Origin of the sequence: Methylobacterium crusticola (assembly GCF_003574465.1) — a bacterium.
In the GTDB taxonomy this organism is placed as follows: Bacteria; Pseudomonadota; Alphaproteobacteria; order Rhizobiales; family Beijerinckiaceae; genus Methylobacterium; species Methylobacterium crusticola.
In genome coordinates this window covers 24,194-37,629 of record NZ_QOWC01000009.1, presented here as the reverse complement: position 1 = coordinate 37,629, position 13,436 = coordinate 24,194, and the positions used below count along the sequence as shown (strand labels likewise).

At 73.1% G+C, this 13,436-nt stretch carries 15 protein-coding genes; 10 read left to right on the top strand and 5 right to left on the bottom strand.

The genetic code is table 11. The annotated features are described in order from the left end of the window. The first annotated feature begins 30 nt into the window (after nucleotides 1–30). From DT057_RS09800 to DT057_RS09790, 3 genes are all read left to right on the top strand, one after another. Nucleotides 31–909 carry a F0F1 ATP synthase subunit gamma gene (locus DT057_RS09800; protein ID WP_128561908.1) on the top strand — a complete coding sequence of 293 codons (879 nt, stop codon included), beginning with the start codon at nucleotides 31–33 and terminating at the stop codon, nucleotides 907–909. Between the two features lie 26 nt (nucleotides 910–935). Further along, nucleotides 936–2,393 carry a F0F1 ATP synthase subunit beta gene (gene atpD, locus DT057_RS09795; protein ID WP_128561907.1) on the top strand — a complete coding sequence of 486 codons (1,458 nt, stop codon included), beginning with the start codon at nucleotides 936–938 and terminating at the stop codon, nucleotides 2,391–2,393. 81 nt (nucleotides 2,394–2,474) lie between these two features. Then, the gene (locus DT057_RS09790) at nucleotides 2,475–2,876 is read left to right on the top strand and encodes a F0F1 ATP synthase subunit epsilon (protein ID WP_128561906.1); all 402 of its coding nucleotides are present in this window, start codon (nucleotides 2,475–2,477) and stop codon (nucleotides 2,874–2,876) included. Nucleotides 2,877–2,978: 102 nt separating this feature from the next. Here the strand turns inward: DT057_RS09790 and DT057_RS09785 are convergent, their stop codons facing one another. Together DT057_RS09785 and DT057_RS09780 are read right to left on the bottom strand one after the other, a co-directional pair. Further along, entirely contained in the window at nucleotides 2,979–4,592 is a 1,614-nt protein-coding gene (locus DT057_RS09785) for an AMP-binding protein (RefSeq protein WP_128561905.1), read from the bottom strand. Continuing rightward, nucleotides 4,589–5,188 (bottom strand): nitroreductase family protein, encoded by a 600-nt coding sequence (locus tag DT057_RS09780; protein ID WP_128561904.1) that lies wholly within the window; start codon nucleotides 5,186–5,188, stop codon nucleotides 4,589–4,591. The genes DT057_RS09785 and DT057_RS09780 overlap by 4 nt, the downstream gene beginning before the upstream one ends. Before the next feature lie 152 nt (nucleotides 5,189–5,340). On the opposite strand from DT057_RS09780, the gene DT057_RS09775 reads away from it, so the two are divergent. From DT057_RS09775 to DT057_RS09750, 6 genes are all read left to right on the top strand, one after another. Then, nucleotides 5,341–5,577, top strand: a complete 237-nt coding sequence (locus DT057_RS09775) for a hypothetical protein (RefSeq protein WP_128561903.1) — start codon at nucleotides 5,341–5,343, stop codon at nucleotides 5,575–5,577. Nucleotides 5,578–5,580: 3 nt separating this feature from the next. Beyond that, nucleotides 5,581–5,877, top strand: a complete 297-nt coding sequence (locus DT057_RS09770; protein WP_128561902.1) for a hypothetical protein — start codon at nucleotides 5,581–5,583, stop codon at nucleotides 5,875–5,877. 53 nt (nucleotides 5,878–5,930) lie between these two features. Continuing rightward, nucleotides 5,931–6,149 carry a hypothetical protein gene (locus DT057_RS09765; protein WP_128561901.1) on the top strand — a complete coding sequence of 73 codons (219 nt, stop codon included), beginning with the start codon at nucleotides 5,931–5,933 and terminating at the stop codon, nucleotides 6,147–6,149. A 135-nt stretch (nucleotides 6,150–6,284) separates the two neighbouring features. Beyond that, nucleotides 6,285–7,748, top strand: a complete 1,464-nt coding sequence (locus tag DT057_RS09760) for a DEAD/DEAH box helicase family protein (RefSeq protein WP_128561900.1) — start codon at nucleotides 6,285–6,287, stop codon at nucleotides 7,746–7,748. Then, nucleotides 7,742–8,347: a sulfite oxidase-like oxidoreductase gene (locus DT057_RS09755; protein ID WP_128561899.1), complete on the top strand. Its 606-nt coding sequence runs from the start codon at nucleotides 7,742–7,744 to the stop codon at nucleotides 8,345–8,347. The genes DT057_RS09760 and DT057_RS09755 overlap by 7 nt, the downstream gene beginning before the upstream one ends. 4 nt (nucleotides 8,348–8,351) lie before the next feature. Then, nucleotides 8,352–9,056, top strand: a complete 705-nt coding sequence (locus DT057_RS09750) for an FAD-binding oxidoreductase (protein ID WP_128561898.1) — start codon at nucleotides 8,352–8,354, stop codon at nucleotides 9,054–9,056. 119 nt (nucleotides 9,057–9,175) lie between these two features. Here the strand turns inward: DT057_RS09750 and DT057_RS09745 are convergent, their stop codons facing one another. Together DT057_RS09745 and DT057_RS09740 are read right to left on the bottom strand one after the other, a co-directional pair. After that, nucleotides 9,176–9,400 carry a hypothetical protein gene (locus DT057_RS09745; protein ID WP_128561897.1) on the bottom strand — a complete coding sequence of 75 codons (225 nt, stop codon included), beginning with the start codon at nucleotides 9,398–9,400 and terminating at the stop codon, nucleotides 9,176–9,178. Between the two features lie 47 nt (nucleotides 9,401–9,447). Then, nucleotides 9,448–10,758, bottom strand: coding sequence for a S8 family serine peptidase (locus DT057_RS09740; protein ID WP_128561896.1), 1,311 nt, complete (start codon nucleotides 10,756–10,758; stop codon nucleotides 9,448–9,450). Nucleotides 10,759–11,088: 330 nt separating this feature from the next. Here DT057_RS09740 and DT057_RS09735 point away from each other — a divergent pair, with 330 nt between their 5' ends. Next, nucleotides 11,089–12,486, top strand: coding sequence for an FAD-binding oxidoreductase (locus DT057_RS09735; RefSeq protein ID WP_128561895.1), 1,398 nt, complete (start codon nucleotides 11,089–11,091; stop codon nucleotides 12,484–12,486). Nucleotides 12,487–12,516: 30 nt separating this feature from the next. Here DT057_RS09735 and DT057_RS09730 read toward each other — a convergent pair whose 3' ends face one another. Next, nucleotides 12,517–13,305, bottom strand: coding sequence for a DUF4198 domain-containing protein (locus DT057_RS09730; RefSeq protein WP_128561894.1), 789 nt, complete (start codon nucleotides 13,303–13,305; stop codon nucleotides 12,517–12,519). Nucleotides 13,306–13,436: the final 131 nt, after the last annotated feature.

The window sequence follows — 13,436 nt, the reverse complement described above, 5'->3', positions numbered from 1 at the left end:
GCCTGCGGCTCGACCTCAAGGGACCCCCCGATGCCGAGTCTGAAGGACCTGCGCAATCGCATCGCCTCGGTGAAGGCGACCCAGAAGATCACCAAGGCGATGCAGATGGTCGCCGCCGCCAAGCTGCGCCGGGCGCAGTCCGCGGCGGAGAACGCCCGGCCCTACGCCGAGCGCATGGGCCAGGTGCTCGGCAACCTCGCCGCCAACCTGATCCCCGGGGCGGAGACGCCCCGGCTGCTCGCCGGCACCGGCCAGGACCGCACCCGGCTGCTCCTCGTCTGCACGGCGGAGCGCGGCCTGTGCGGCGCGTTCAACTCCTCGATCGCGCGGCTCGCCCGCGACCACGCCCGGCGCCTGATGGCGGAGGGCAGGACGGTCAAGATCATCTGCGTCGGCAAGAAGGGCTACGACATCCTGCGCCGCGAGTTCCGCGAGCAGATCGTCGAGCTCATCGAGCTGCGCGGCGTGCGCCAGCTCGGCTTCGAGAACGCCGAGGAGATCGCCCAGAACCTGCTCGCCCGCTTCGAGGCGGGCGAGTTCGACGTCGCGACCCTGTTCTACTCGCGCTTCCGCTCGGTGATCGCCCAGATCCCGACCGCGCAGCAGATCATCCCGGCCGAGATCGCCCCGAGCCAGGAGGCGGCCTCCTCGGACGCGGCCTACGAGTACGAGCCGGGCGAGGGCGAGATCCTGGCCGCCCTGCTGCCGAAGAACCTCACCGTTCAGATCCTCCGGGCGCTCCTGGAGAACGCCGCCTCCGAGCAGGGCGCGCGCACGGGCGCCATGGACAACGCCACGCGCAACGCGGGCGACATGATCAAGAAGCAGACGCTGATCTACAACCGGACGCGTCAGGCGATGATCACCAAGGAGCTGATCGAGATCATCTCGGGCGCCGAGGCGCTCTGACCGCACGCAATCAGGGATTACGGACAATGGCGAACACTGCGACCCCCGGCGCCGGCTCGAACAAGGTCGGCCACATCACCCAGGTCATCGGCGCGGTCGTCGACGTGCAGTTCGAGGGCCACCTGCCCGAGATCCTGAACGCGCTCGAGACCCGGAACCAGGGCAACCGCCTCGTGCTCGAGGTGGCGATGCAGCTCGGCGAGAGCACCGTGCGCTGCATCGCCATGGACACCTCCGAGGGCCTCGTGCGCGGCCAGGAGGTCAGCGACACCGGGGCGCCCATCCGGGTCCCGGTCGGCGCCAACACCCTCGGCCGCATCATGAACGTCATCGGCGAGCCGATCGACGAGGCGGGCGAGATCGCGGCCGAGACCTTCCGGGCCATCCACCAGCCGGCCCCGTCCTACGCCGAGCAGTCCACCGAGGCGCAGATCCTCGTCACGGGCATCAAGGTCGTGGACCTGCTCGCCCCCTACGCCAAGGGCGGCAAGATCGGCCTGTTCGGCGGCGCCGGCGTCGGCAAGACCGTGCTGATCATGGAGCTGATCAACAACATCGCGAAGGCCCATTCGGGCTACTCGGTCTTCGCCGGCGTGGGCGAGCGCACCCGCGAGGGCAACGACCTCTACCACGAGATGATCGAGTCCAAGGTCAACATGGACCCCAAGGAGCACGGCTCGGCCGAGGGCTCGAAGTGCGCCCTCGTGTACGGCCAGATGAACGAGCCCCCGGGCGCCCGCGCCCGCGTGGCCCTGACCGGCCTCACCGTGGCGGAGCATTTTCGCGATGAGGGCCAGGACGTGCTGTTCTTCGTGGACAACATCTTCCGCTTCACGCAGGCCGGCTCCGAGGTGTCGGCGCTGCTCGGCCGCATCCCGAGCGCCGTGGGCTACCAGCCGACCCTCGCCACCGACATGGGCGCGCTCCAGGAGCGCATCACCACGACCAACAAGGGCTCCATCACCTCGGTGCAGGCGATCTACGTGCCGGCCGACGACCTGACCGACCCGGCGCCCGCCACCTCGTTCGCCCACCTCGACGCCACCACGGTGCTGTCGCGCTCCATCGCCGAGAAGGGCATCTACCCGGCGGTGGACCCTCTCGACTCGACCTCGCGCATGCTGTCGCCGACGATCCTCGGCGAGGAGCACTACGCGGTCGCCCGCCGGGTCCAGCAGGTGCTCCAGCGCTACAAGTCCCTGCAGGACATCATCGCGATCCTGGGCATGGACGAGCTCTCCGAGGAGGACAAGCTCACGGTCGCCCGCGCCCGCAAGATCGAGCGCTTCCTGAGCCAGCCCTTCCACGTCGCCGAGATCTTCACCGGCTCGCCCGGCAAGCTCGTGGCGCTCGAGGACACCATCAAGGGCTTCAAGGGCCTCGTGGACGGCGAGTACGACAACCTGCCGGAGGCGGCCTTCTACATGGTCGGCTCGATCGAGGAGGCCAAGGAGAAGGCCCAGCGCCTCGCCGCCGCGGCCTGACCGTCCCACCCGCAAAGCGGGCGCGGCCCCGAGCGGCCGCGCCCCGTCCGCGCCTGACGACAACGGAACCGACCCCTCCCCATGGCCACCTTCCAGTTTGACCTCGTCGGCCCCGAGCGGATCCTCTACTCGGGCGCGGTCGATGCCGTGCAGCTCCCGGGCTCCGAGGGCGAGATGACGGTGCTGCCGGGCCACGCCCCGGTCCTCACCACCCTGAAGACCGGGGTCCTGGTCATCACCGAGAGCCCGCAGCACGGCAAGCGGGTCCTGGTGCGCGGCGGCTTCGCCGAGATCAACGCCACCTCGCTCACCGTCATCGCCGAGCGGGCGACCCCGATCGAGGAGCTGACGCCCGAGATCATCGACCGGGACATCGAGGCGGCCGAGCTGCAGCACGACGCCACCGAGGATTACGACAAGCGCCGCGAGATCGAGGGCCACATCGCCCAGCTCCGCGAGGCCAAGGTGGCGCTGACCTTCTGAGGCGCCGTCCGGGCGCGACGCTCTCCTGGGCGCAGTGCCGCGCCTTTTCGGGCGCAGTTCCGCGCCGTTCCGTGCGCAGTGCCACGCCGTTTCGGGCGCGGCTCACGCCTGCGCCCGCAGCTCCCGCCGGATGATCTTGCCCGTCGTGGTGAGCGGCAGGCTTCCCCGGAAGGCGATCTCCCGCGGGTACTCGTGGGCCGAGAGGCGGGTGCGCACGAAGTCCTGGATCTCGGCCGCGAGCGCCTCCGAGGCGGCGAAGCCCGGGCGCAGGACCACGAACGCCTTGACGATCTCGGTGCGCATCGGGTCGGGCTTGCCGACCGCCGCGGCGAGCGCCACGGCCGGGTGGCGCAGGAGGCAATCCTCGATCTCCCCCGGCCCGATCCGGTAGCCCGACGACGTGATGACATCGTCGTCGCGCCCGACGAAGTGGACGTAGCCGTCCGGGTCGACCCGGCCCTGGTCGCCCGTGGTCATCCAGTCGCCGAGGAACTTCCGCTCCGTCGCGGCGGGATCGTTCCAGTAGCCGAGGAACATCACGGGGTCGGGCCGCGCCACCGCGATCTGGCCGATCTCGCCGGGGTCGGCGGTGCTGCCGTCCGGGCGGATCACCGCGACCCGGTGGCCCGGCACCGGCCGGCCGGTCGAGCCCGCCCGCGCGACGCCGAGCGCGGCGCAGGAGGCCAGGACGAGGTTGCACTCGGTCTGCCCGTAGGCCTCGTTGATGGTGAGGCCGAGCTCGTCCTGCGCCCACCCGAACGTCTCCGGACCCAGCATCTCGCCCGCCGAGGCCAGCGTGCGCAGGCGCGAGAGGTCGAAGCGCCCGCGCGGGTTCGCGACCGTGCGCAGCATCCGCAGCGCCGTCGGCGGCACGAAGGCGTTGGCGACCGCGAGGTCCGCCATCAGCCGGTACGCCTCCTCGGGCTCGAACTTCTCGGACTTGCGCGCCACCACCGCCACGCCGTGGTGCAGGCTCGGCAGCAGCGCGTTGAGGAGACCGCCCGCCCAGGCCCAGTCGGCCGGCGTCCACATCCGGTCCCCGGGCCTCGGCATGAACGCGTGCATCATGTCGAAGCCCGGCAGGTGCCCGAGCAGCACCCGGTGCCCGTGCAGCGCCCCCTTGGGCGGGCCGGTGGTGCCGGAGGTGTAGATCATCAGGGCCGGGTCGTCGGCCCGGGTGTCGGCGGGCGCGAGGTCGGGTGAGGCGGCGGCGAGCAGGCCGGAATAGCCGAGGGCCCGGTCCCCCGGCCCGTCGGTGGAGACCGCGAGCCTCAGCGCCGGCAGGCCGTCCCGCACGGCGTCGAGCTTCGCGAGGCCGCCCGCGTGGGTGACCACCGCCCGGGCGCCGGAATCGCGCAGGCGGTGGGCCAGGGCGTCGGGGCCGAACACCACCGCGAGGGGCAGGGCCACGGCGCCGAGCTTGTAGACCGCGAGGTGGGCCACCACGACGGCGGGGGATTGCGGCAGCAGCACCGCCACCCGGTCGCCGGCCGCGATCCCGTGGGCCCGCAGCGCGTTGGCGAAGCGGTTCGAGGCCTCCCGCAGGGCCGAGAAGCTCCAGGCCTCGACCCGGCCGTCGGCCGCCACGTCGAGGAGCGCCGTGCGCCCCGGGTCCGCGGCGGCCCAGCGGTCGCAGACGTCGACCGCGATGTTGTAGCGCTCCGGGATCCGCCAGCGGAAGCCCGCGACGAGGCCGTCGTAGTCCCGTGCGCTCACGCCTCGCGCGGCGGGAACCCGCCCTCGAACACGAAGTCGGAGAGGGGACGCCGCCCGCTCGGGACCTCGCGGGCGCGCTGCTCCTCGGGCAGCGTCGCCGGATCGGCCCGGCGCCCGATCGCGAAGGCGGCCTCGACGCGGTGCCGGGCCGGCAGCCCCAGCACGTCGGGGGCGCGGTCCTTGTCGAAGCCGGTCATGCCGTGGACGTGCCAGCCCATCCGGACCGCCTGGAGCTGGAGGTAGCCCGAGGCCGTGCCGGCGTCGAAGGAGTGGCTCCACGACGGCTGGAGCCCGTCCTTGGTGTTCATCATCTCGCTCGAGGCCAGGAACACCAGGGCGGAGGCCGTCTTCACCCAGCCCTGGTTGAACGGGACCAGGAGGCCGAACAGCGGCTCCCACCGGGGCGTGTCGCGCCGGGCGTAGACGAAGCGCCAGGGCTGCGAGTTGTAGGAGGAGGGGGCCCAGCGCGCCGCCTCGAACATCGCCATCAGGTCGGCGTCCGCGATCGGCTCCCCGGTGAAGGCGCGGGGCGACCAGCGCTCGAGGAAGAGCGGGTCGACGGGATGGTCGGCGGTGCGGGGAGTGGCAGACGTCACGAAAGCCTCCGTGAGGAACGCGCCGTCCTGCCAGCAAGCGGCGGCCTTGTCACGCGGCACGCCCGGGCGGAGCGTCGCAGCCGCCGGCCGAAACCTCGCCGCCCGCCCGGTGTTGTCGAAGGCAGGCGTCCCGCCGGCCGCGAGGAGACCCGATGACGAAGACCGACCCGGCGCAGCCGCGGCTGCGCGACGTCGATCCCGGCGGCGAGAATCCGGCGCAGTCGCCCGGCCAAGGATCACCCGGCCGAGAGTTGCCCGGCCGAGAGTTGCCCGGTCGAGGGGCTGCGGGCGAGCGGGAGGGCCTCGGCGACCCGCTGGCCGGGAACGCGGCCGCCCGCGAGGCGATCGACCGGGCCACCGCCGCAATCGGCAAGGACACGGGAGAGTAGGCGATGACGCGCAAACCCGACGACGTGGTCGGCTCCCGGGGCGCCCCGGCGGCCGGCGGCGGCCACCAGACCCCCGAGCAGGACGCGATCACCCGCCAGGAGCCGGGCGGCCGCACCGAGCAGAGCCGCAACGCCGAGTGGTCCGAGGCCGGCGGCACGCCGGGCCGGCCGCCGGTCTCGGTCGGCGGCAGCTCCGGAGGCCATTCCGACCAGAAGGCCGCCGACGGCCCGCGCGAGGGCGAGAAGACGGCGGCCGGCCATTACCGGACCGAGCAGACCGGCGGCAAGGTCGACTGGTGAGCCCCGGGGCCGAGGAGCGGACCCGGGATGCGGGACCTGACGGAGGGACGCGGATGGATGGGCAAGGGAAGACCGGGGCGGACGCTGCGTCCCCGGACGACGTGTCGGGCGGCAAGGCCTCGGCGGCCGACGACACGATCACCGCGAAGGACCTGAAGGGCGTCTCGGCCGTGCCGAAGGACGGCGACGGCGAGGAGGACGGCGAGGAGAACACGTCCGGCGCGAGCGCCGGCGCGCCCCCGGGCGGGGATGCCGACCCGGGCACGGGCTGACGGGCCAGGTTCGGCGTCCCCGCCCGGGGGCGCGCGGGGGTCCCGGCCGCGAAGGGACGGGCCCGCGGTCCGGAGGGCTTGAGCGCGCCGCGGCGAGGCGGCATAGCGGGCGGGCCCTCAACGTCCCGGAGCCCGATGCCCGCCGCCCGCGCCAGCCTCCCGGCCGCTCCCGACACGCCCCGGCTCGTCCCCCGCCCGCACCAGGCCGCGGCGATCCGCGCCATCCTGGCGGCGCGCGGGGCGGGGCGCCCCGGCTTCCTCCTCGGCGACATGACCGGGCTCGGCAAGACCCTGTCGGTCTGGGGCGCGGTGGCGGCGATGCCCGAGGCCGCGGTGCTGATCGTCTGTCCCAAGGGCGCCATGCCGCAGTGGCGGCGCACGATCCGGGACTCGGATCTCGGGGCGAAGGACGTCACGCTGATCAACTACGAGCGCACCAAGTCGCTGCTCGCGCTGCCGGCGGCCAGCACCCGGCGCTCGGTCCGGGCGAAGAACAACGAGCTCGCCAAGCTCGGCGCGCCGAAGCGGGCCTGGCCGGTCGTGGTCTTCGACGAGAGCCACCGCCTGCGCAACCCGTCCTCGCAGCAGGGCCTCGCCTGCCGCCGCGTGGCCGAGGCCGCCCGGTTCACGATCTACGCGAGCGCCACGGCGGGTCAGGCCCCGCACGAGCTGTCCTATCTCGGCCGCCTGCTCGGCCACGCCGTGGGCCGGCCGACCGGGACGACGGCGGAGTTCCGCGAGCTGATGAAGCACCTGCGGATCGGCCGCGCCAAGGGGCGCTGGCAGAACTGGTCCTGGGAGCCCAACGATCGCGACCGCGCCGTGATGGCGGACCTCCTCTACCGCGGCCCGGACGCCATCGGGCTGCGGCGCCGGCCGGCCGACATCGCGGGCTGGCCCGAAGTGCAGCGCGACCTCGCCCCCACCGCCCTCGATGCCCCGGCGCGGCGCCTCTACGAGGCGACCTGGCGCGAGTTCCGGCGCGAGTGGGGCCTCGCCGGCGGCTCCGCGCGCCGGGCCGCCGGCTGGGCCGCGGACCTGCGCTTCCGCCAGAAGGCGAGCCTGATCCGGGTCGCCGGCACGGTCGACCTCGCCGACGACCTCCTCGAGGCGGGAGAGCAGGTCGCGGTCTCGGTGGCCTTCCTGGAGACGGGCGCCGCCCTGGCGGCGGCGCTCGCCGGCCGGGGCTGGCGCGCCGGGGCCATCAACGGCACGCAGAGCCCCGAGGCCAACGAGGCGGTGCGGGTCGCCTTCCAGCGCGGAGCGCTCGACGCAGTGGTCTTCACGGTCACGGAATCGATCTCGCTCCACCGCAACGAGCTGCCCGGGGGCGAGCGCCCGCGCACGCTGATCGTCCACGACATGCGCCACAGCGCGATCCAGCTCAGCCAGATCGAGGGGCGCTGCCACCGGGACGGCGAGCGCGCCGCGATCCTGTTCGCCTACGCGGAGGGCACCGTGGAGGAGCGGGTCGCCGCGACGGTGGTCGCCCGCATGGCCTCGATGGACAGGATGGCCGGGGAGGATACCTCCCTGCTCGACGCCATCGCGCGGGCCATCGATGGCGAGCCGGAGACGGAAGGAGCGGACGCATGGTGACGCGCGGGTTCACGGGACGGCGGCCGACGCGGCCGGATGCGGAGCGGCTGCCGCCGGGCCAGTACCTCACCGAGGATTTCCCGGTGCTCCAGCTCGGGCCGACGCCGCGCATCGACCTCGCGCGCTGGCGCTTCACGATCCGCCAGGGGGCGAAGCCCCTGGCGAGCTGGAGCTGGGAGGAGTTCCAGGCCCTGCCGCGCACGCGCTGGACCGGCGACATCCACTGCGTCACCAAGTGGTCGAAGTTCGACACCGCCTGGGAGGGCGTCGGCATCGACGACCTCCTGGCCGCTGCCGGCATCGCGGCGCCCACCGCCTACCTCCTGGCCGAGGGCTACGACGACTACACCACCAACGTCCCGGTCGCCGACCTCACGGGGGGGAAGGCAATGGTGGCGACCGCCTACGCGGGCGCGCCGATCCCGCCCGACCACGGCGGACCGGCGCGCCTGCTCGTGCCGCACCTGTACTTCTGGAAGAGCGCCAAGTGGGTGAAGGGCCTGCGCTTCACCCAGGCGGACGAGGCCGGGTTCTGGGAGCAGCGCGGCTACCACATGTCCGGCGACCCCTGGCGCGAGCAGCGCTTCACGGACGATTGAGCCGGTGGCCCTCGCCTGGCAGGAGGCGACCATCGCCGCCGCCGCGCCCGAGACGCCGCGGGTGCGGCGCCTCTCCCTCGCGGTCGGCTGGGAGCGCCCGTTCCGGGCCGGCCAGCACGTCGACGTGCGCCTGACCGCCCCGGACGGCTACCAGGCCCAGCGCAGCTACTCCATCGCCTCCCCGCCGACGCGTCCCGGCCTCATCGACCTGATGGTCGAGCGCCTCGACGACGGCGAGGTCTCGGGCTTCTTCGCCGACGTGGCCGCGGTCGGCGACGCGATCGAGCTGCGCGGGCCGATCGGGACCTTCGCGTGGGAGCCCGGGCAGGGCGGGCCGCTCCTCCTCGTCGGGGGCGGGTCCGGCGTGGTGCCGCTCCTCTCCATGCTGCGCCACCGGGCCGAGGCCGCCCCGGAGGTGCCGGCCCTGCTGCTCTACTCCGCCCGCACGCCCGAGGCGGTGATCGCCCGCGACGAGCTCGTCCGGCGCGGGGCGACGGAGCCCGCCTTCCGGCTGATGCTCTGCCTCACCCGCGTCGCGGGCGGCCGCCGGATCGACACCGCCCGGATCGCCGAGGTGCTGGCGCATCTCGGCCGGCCGGCCCACACCTTCGTGTGCGGCTCGAACCCGTTCGTGGGCGCGGCCGCGGACCTCCTGGTCGATGCCGGCGTGCCGCCGCGGACCATCCGGACCGAGCGCTTCGGCGGCTAGGGCGGCGCCCCGCCGCCTGGGCCCCGGGTGCCGCTCCAGGTCGCTGGTGCGGCGGGAGCGCCCGGCCGGCCATCCCGGCGATCCGCGGGCCGGTGCCCTTGCGCGGTGACGAGCGCCGGCTACCTCCGGCCGAACGTCGCGATGCGCGGGTTGGAGAAGACGCCCTCGCCGGAGGAGGCGGCGCCCTCGCTGGCGGCGCCCACCCGGACCTTCACGGCGAACAGGCCCCGCTCCCCGTCGACGGGCACCACCCCGAAGGCCCGGTCCACGTCCCGCTTCGGCACGCCGAGCGTCCGCGCGGCCTCCCGGAGCGTCGGTGTCCCCTGGGTCGTCCGCACGGTCATCAGGACCGTCTCTGAACCATCGGTTGCCACCAGACGAACTCCTCGCGTCACAGCCCCAGGCGTGCCGCGGTCCGCAACGGCCGGACGATGCCATATCCCAGATCACGGTGCCAGCCGGAAGGATTGTGCTTCCGGGCGTCTGCGACCAACGCGGCGGTGAGGTCACGCGGAGCAAGGCTGGTCTGCGGCATCCGCGTGCGGATCGCCGCGACGCATCCCGCCGCAGTGGGACAGGCGGCCGAGGTACCCGTGTCCGGCTCGCCCGGGCCGAGCGCCCTGGAACCGAGATAATGCGTGAAGCACGCGAGGTCGGGCTTGGCATAGACCATCCCTGGAATGCCCGGACCCTGCGACGAGAAACCAGCCCTGCGCCCCTTTGCCGTGACCCCGGCGACGGTGATCACGTCGGGATGCGCGTTCGCCCCCATGATGGTGTGGTTGACCACACCCTGACATCTCGGGTCGGGACAGCCCGAGCCGCAATTGCCGGCTGCGAACAGAATGTCGACGCGGTAGCGACTCAGGGTTCCGACGATGATGTTGAACGGGTGGTTCGGATTGTCGACGTAACGCCCTGAATGGCCAGCCGGGAAGTCCCAGCTTGCGTGGTACAGGCCCCACGAATTGGTGACCACCAAGGACGTGAACGGCCTCTTCGGCGCTTGCATCACGGCGACGAGGTGGGCGTAGGCCTGGAGAGCGTCGCTCAGGACGCCCGCGGCAGGGCTGCCTCCCTGGCTCGTCGAGAGGAGGATCGGATAGTCGAGCAGCGTCGCGCGCGGTGCGGCGATGAGGGCGTCGTAGGCGCACATCGTTCCGTGGTCCGGCGCGTAGCAGCCCGGCGCTCCGCCGGCAGGCGACCACGTGAGAGTCGGATCGATGGCGGCGGTGACGCCCTGGGCAGCGAGGTGAGGCCTGCTGATGCCGGTATCCATCACCGCGACGGCAACGCCGGAGCCGTCGAGCCTCCTCGCGGCAAGACTGGGCACACCGAGCTGCGTTTCGATATCGGCCCGTGTCCCGATCGGCGCCGCGCAGCCGTGTGCGGGGAAATGGGCGATGACCGGATCCGAGAAGACAGGCACCCCGCCTATGGTCGAGGACGGCATCGTGGCGTCATCATCGATCGTGGCACGGACCGCGAACCGCTGCGCTGCCCGCGGCGAGAGGGAGCCTGCGCCCGGGATCAGTTCGGCGTCGGCGAGAGGTATAGGGGTAAAGCTCGTATCGATATCGGAGCGCGGCGGAGCGCCGATCACACGGTTGGTGATCCGTCCGCCGCCTGTCATCCTCATCATGGAGGGCTCGATGAGAGCGTCTTGTGCCGGCAGCACCAGGATCACGCGCCTCTCGACCATTCATGCCTCCGTGAGCGGAGATCCATATAGATCAGGATGACGCAATGTCAATTGTATCAGATTTATGGACTAACAAAGATATTTGACGCAAAAGCAAACATATTTAATAATCTGTCGAGTTTAAAGATGAGACGGTAAATATAAATCGCAATAGTTCAACTAGACGATAATTTGTTAACAGAATAATTGAATCCCATCGATCAATACTGTCTCATCGCTGCGGGTTCCGCGCGGGCTCAGAACGACCCGGCGGCCCTTGACCCGCGCCTCCATCCGGGCGACGCCCGGCCGATCGCGCCTGCGCCGGCGGGCGTCCTGGGAGACCGCCTGATGAGCCGGGAGACGACCCAAGCCCTGATCGAGCGCCTCGGCCAGCGGCTCGGCCCCGCCGGCCTGCTGACGGCCGAGTCCGACGTCGCGCCCTTCGCGATCGACTGGCGACGCCTGTTTCCCGGGCGCCCGGCCTGCGTGGCGCGGCCGGGCAGCACCGCCGAGGTCGCCGCGGTGGTGCGGCTCTGCCGCGAGGCCGGGGCGGCCCTGGTGCCGCAGGGCGGCAATACCGGCCTGGCCGGCGGTGCCGTGCCGGACGGGTCGGGGACGCAGGTGGTGCTCTCCCTCGCCCGCATGACGGCGATCCGGGGCGTCGACCCGGTCGGCCTCACCCTGACGGCCGAGGCGGGTTGCGTCCTCAAGGTGGCGCAGGACGCCGCCGCCGCGGCCGGGCGGCTGCTGCCGGTCAGCTTCGCGGCCGAGGGCTCGGCCCTCGTCGGCGGCGTGGTCGCCACGAACGCGGGCGGCATCAACGTCGTGCGCTACGGCATGACCCGCGGGCTCGTCCTCGGGCTTGAGGTGGTGCTGGCCGACGGCGAGGTGGTCGACGGCCTGCGGGCGCTGCGCAAGGACAATGCCGGCTACGACTGGAAGCAGCTCTTCATCGGCAGCGAGGGCACCCTCGGGGTCGTGACGGCGGCGGTGCTGCGGCTCGCCGCCCGCCCGCGCCACGCCGCGACGGCGCTCCTCGCCGTGCCGGATCCCGCCGCCGCCCTGCGGCTGCTCACCCTCGCGCAGGAGGAGGTCGGGGACAGCATCCAGGCCTTCGAGCTCATCTCCGGCCCCTCCCTCGGCCTCGTGGCGAAGCATGCCGGGCTGCGGAGCCCGATCGGCGAGGCGGGCTGGTCCGTGCTGATCGAGGCGGCCTCGTCCCTGCCGGGCCTGCGCGACGCCATGGAGGCGGTGCTCGCCACCGCCCTCGAGCGCGGGGACGCCGTCGACGGGGTGCTGGCGGAATCCGGCCGCCAGGCCGCCGACCTCTGGGCCCTGCGGGAGAGCATCACCGAGTCCGAGGCGCGCGAGGGCACGAGCGTCAAGCACGACGTCTCGGTGCCGATCACGGCGATCCCGGACTTCCTCGAGGAGGCCGGGCGGGTCCTCGCCGCGCAGGCGCCCGGCACCCGGGTGAACGCCTTCGGGCACATGGGCGACGGCAACATCCACTACAACGTGCTGATCGGGCCGGAGCACGCGGCCGGGACGATCAACCGGCTCGTCCACGGCGTGGTCGACCGCCACGCCGGCAGCATCTCGGCCGAGCACGGCATCGGCCAGTACCGCGTCGACGAGCTGGTGCGCCACCGCCACCCGGCCGAGATCGCGCTCGCCCGCCGCATCAAGGCGGCCCTCGACCCGGACGGCCTGCTGAACCCCGGCAAGGTGCTGGCGCGGGACTGACGCGCGCGCGGCCGCGGGCCGGAGAGGCCCTCAGTTCACCGAGGGCTCGTCGAGCCGGAACGCGAAGGAGGCGGTGTAGACGTCCTCGTCCGCCAGCATCGGCGTCGCCGAGGGGCTGACCGTCTGGCTCACCGTGACGACCTGGGCGCCGGCCTTGCGGATCGGGACGGTGGCGACGCCCTCCGCGTCGGTGGTGTAGACCGGAAGCCGGGACTCCCCCGGATGGTCCGTGGTGCCCTCCCCGTAGATCAGGGCGGCCCCCGGCAGGGGCGCCCCCCGGAACAGGACCCGCACCCGGATCGCCCCGGCCGTCGCGGCCGGGACCTCCAGCGGCACGATCTCGAGGGTGTGGCCGACGACCTTCTGCCAGGGCGCCGCCGGGCCGAAGGCCGCCTTGGCGAACTTCATCGCCCAGCGCGCCTCCCTGGCGTCGGGCGCGACGCGCCGGCTGGCGTTGCGGCGTCCCCCGTCCCGGAGGGTGACCCAGTAGCCGGCGTCGTAGCGCGCCGCCACGAGCGTCCGGGCGGGCTTCGTTGGGAGCGCGGCCACCAGGGCCGGCGGCACGTCGGCCGCGGCGGGCTTGAGGGCGGGGCGCAGGTCCGTGCTGCCCTCGGGCGTCTCGGCCGCGAGGTCGAGGACCTTGGGGAGGTTCGGCGTCCGGCGCTGCCCGGGGTGCCCGAAATTCACCCGGACCTGCGGCCCGGCCTCGGCGTTGCTGAGCGTCAGCCAGAGGTCGTGGGCGGCGGCGCCCGGGGCGCGGCCCGCGAGGGCGAGGGCCGCGCCCAGGACGGTCGTGCGGATCAGGTTCAGGCACGGCATGGCCGGTCGGCCTCCTCAAGCAGCGGCCCGACGGGAGGACGCGCGCGACCGTCGGACGAGTGCGGCGCGCCCGGACCGCCGGAGCGATCCCGGTTCCGAGCGCACCGGTGCGGACGCCGCCGGCCGGCATC

Coding starts and splice junctions, on each gene's coding strand:
- DT057_RS09800 (WP_128561908.1), top strand. CDS start 31: ATGCCGAGTCTGAAGGACCTGCGCAATCGCATCGCCTCGGTGAAGGCG.
- atpD (WP_128561907.1), top strand. CDS start 936: ATGGCGAACACTGCGACCCCCGGCGCCGGCTCGAACAAGGTCGGCCAC.
- DT057_RS09790 (WP_128561906.1), top strand. CDS start 2,475: ATGGCCACCTTCCAGTTTGACCTCGTCGGCCCCGAGCGGATCCTCTAC.
- DT057_RS09775 (WP_128561903.1), top strand. CDS start 5,341: ATGACGAAGACCGACCCGGCGCAGCCGCGGCTGCGCGACGTCGATCCC.
- DT057_RS09770 (WP_128561902.1), top strand. CDS start 5,581: ATGACGCGCAAACCCGACGACGTGGTCGGCTCCCGGGGCGCCCCGGCG.
- DT057_RS09765 (WP_128561901.1), top strand. CDS start 5,931: ATGGATGGGCAAGGGAAGACCGGGGCGGACGCTGCGTCCCCGGACGAC.
- DT057_RS09760 (WP_128561900.1), top strand. CDS start 6,285: ATGCCCGCCGCCCGCGCCAGCCTCCCGGCCGCTCCCGACACGCCCCGG.
- DT057_RS09755 (WP_128561899.1), top strand. CDS start 7,742: ATGGTGACGCGCGGGTTCACGGGACGGCGGCCGACGCGGCCGGATGCG.
- DT057_RS09745 (WP_128561897.1), bottom strand. CDS start 9,400: ATGACCGTGCGGACGACCCAGGGGACACCGACGCTCCGGGAGGCCGCG.
- DT057_RS09740 (WP_128561896.1), bottom strand. CDS start 10,758: ATGGTCGAGAGGCGCGTGATCCTGGTGCTGCCGGCACAAGACGCTCTC.
- DT057_RS09735 (WP_128561895.1), top strand. CDS start 11,089: ATGAGCCGGGAGACGACCCAAGCCCTGATCGAGCGCCTCGGCCAGCGG.
- DT057_RS09730 (WP_128561894.1), bottom strand. CDS start 13,305: ATGCCGTGCCTGAACCTGATCCGCACGACCGTCCTGGGCGCGGCCCTC.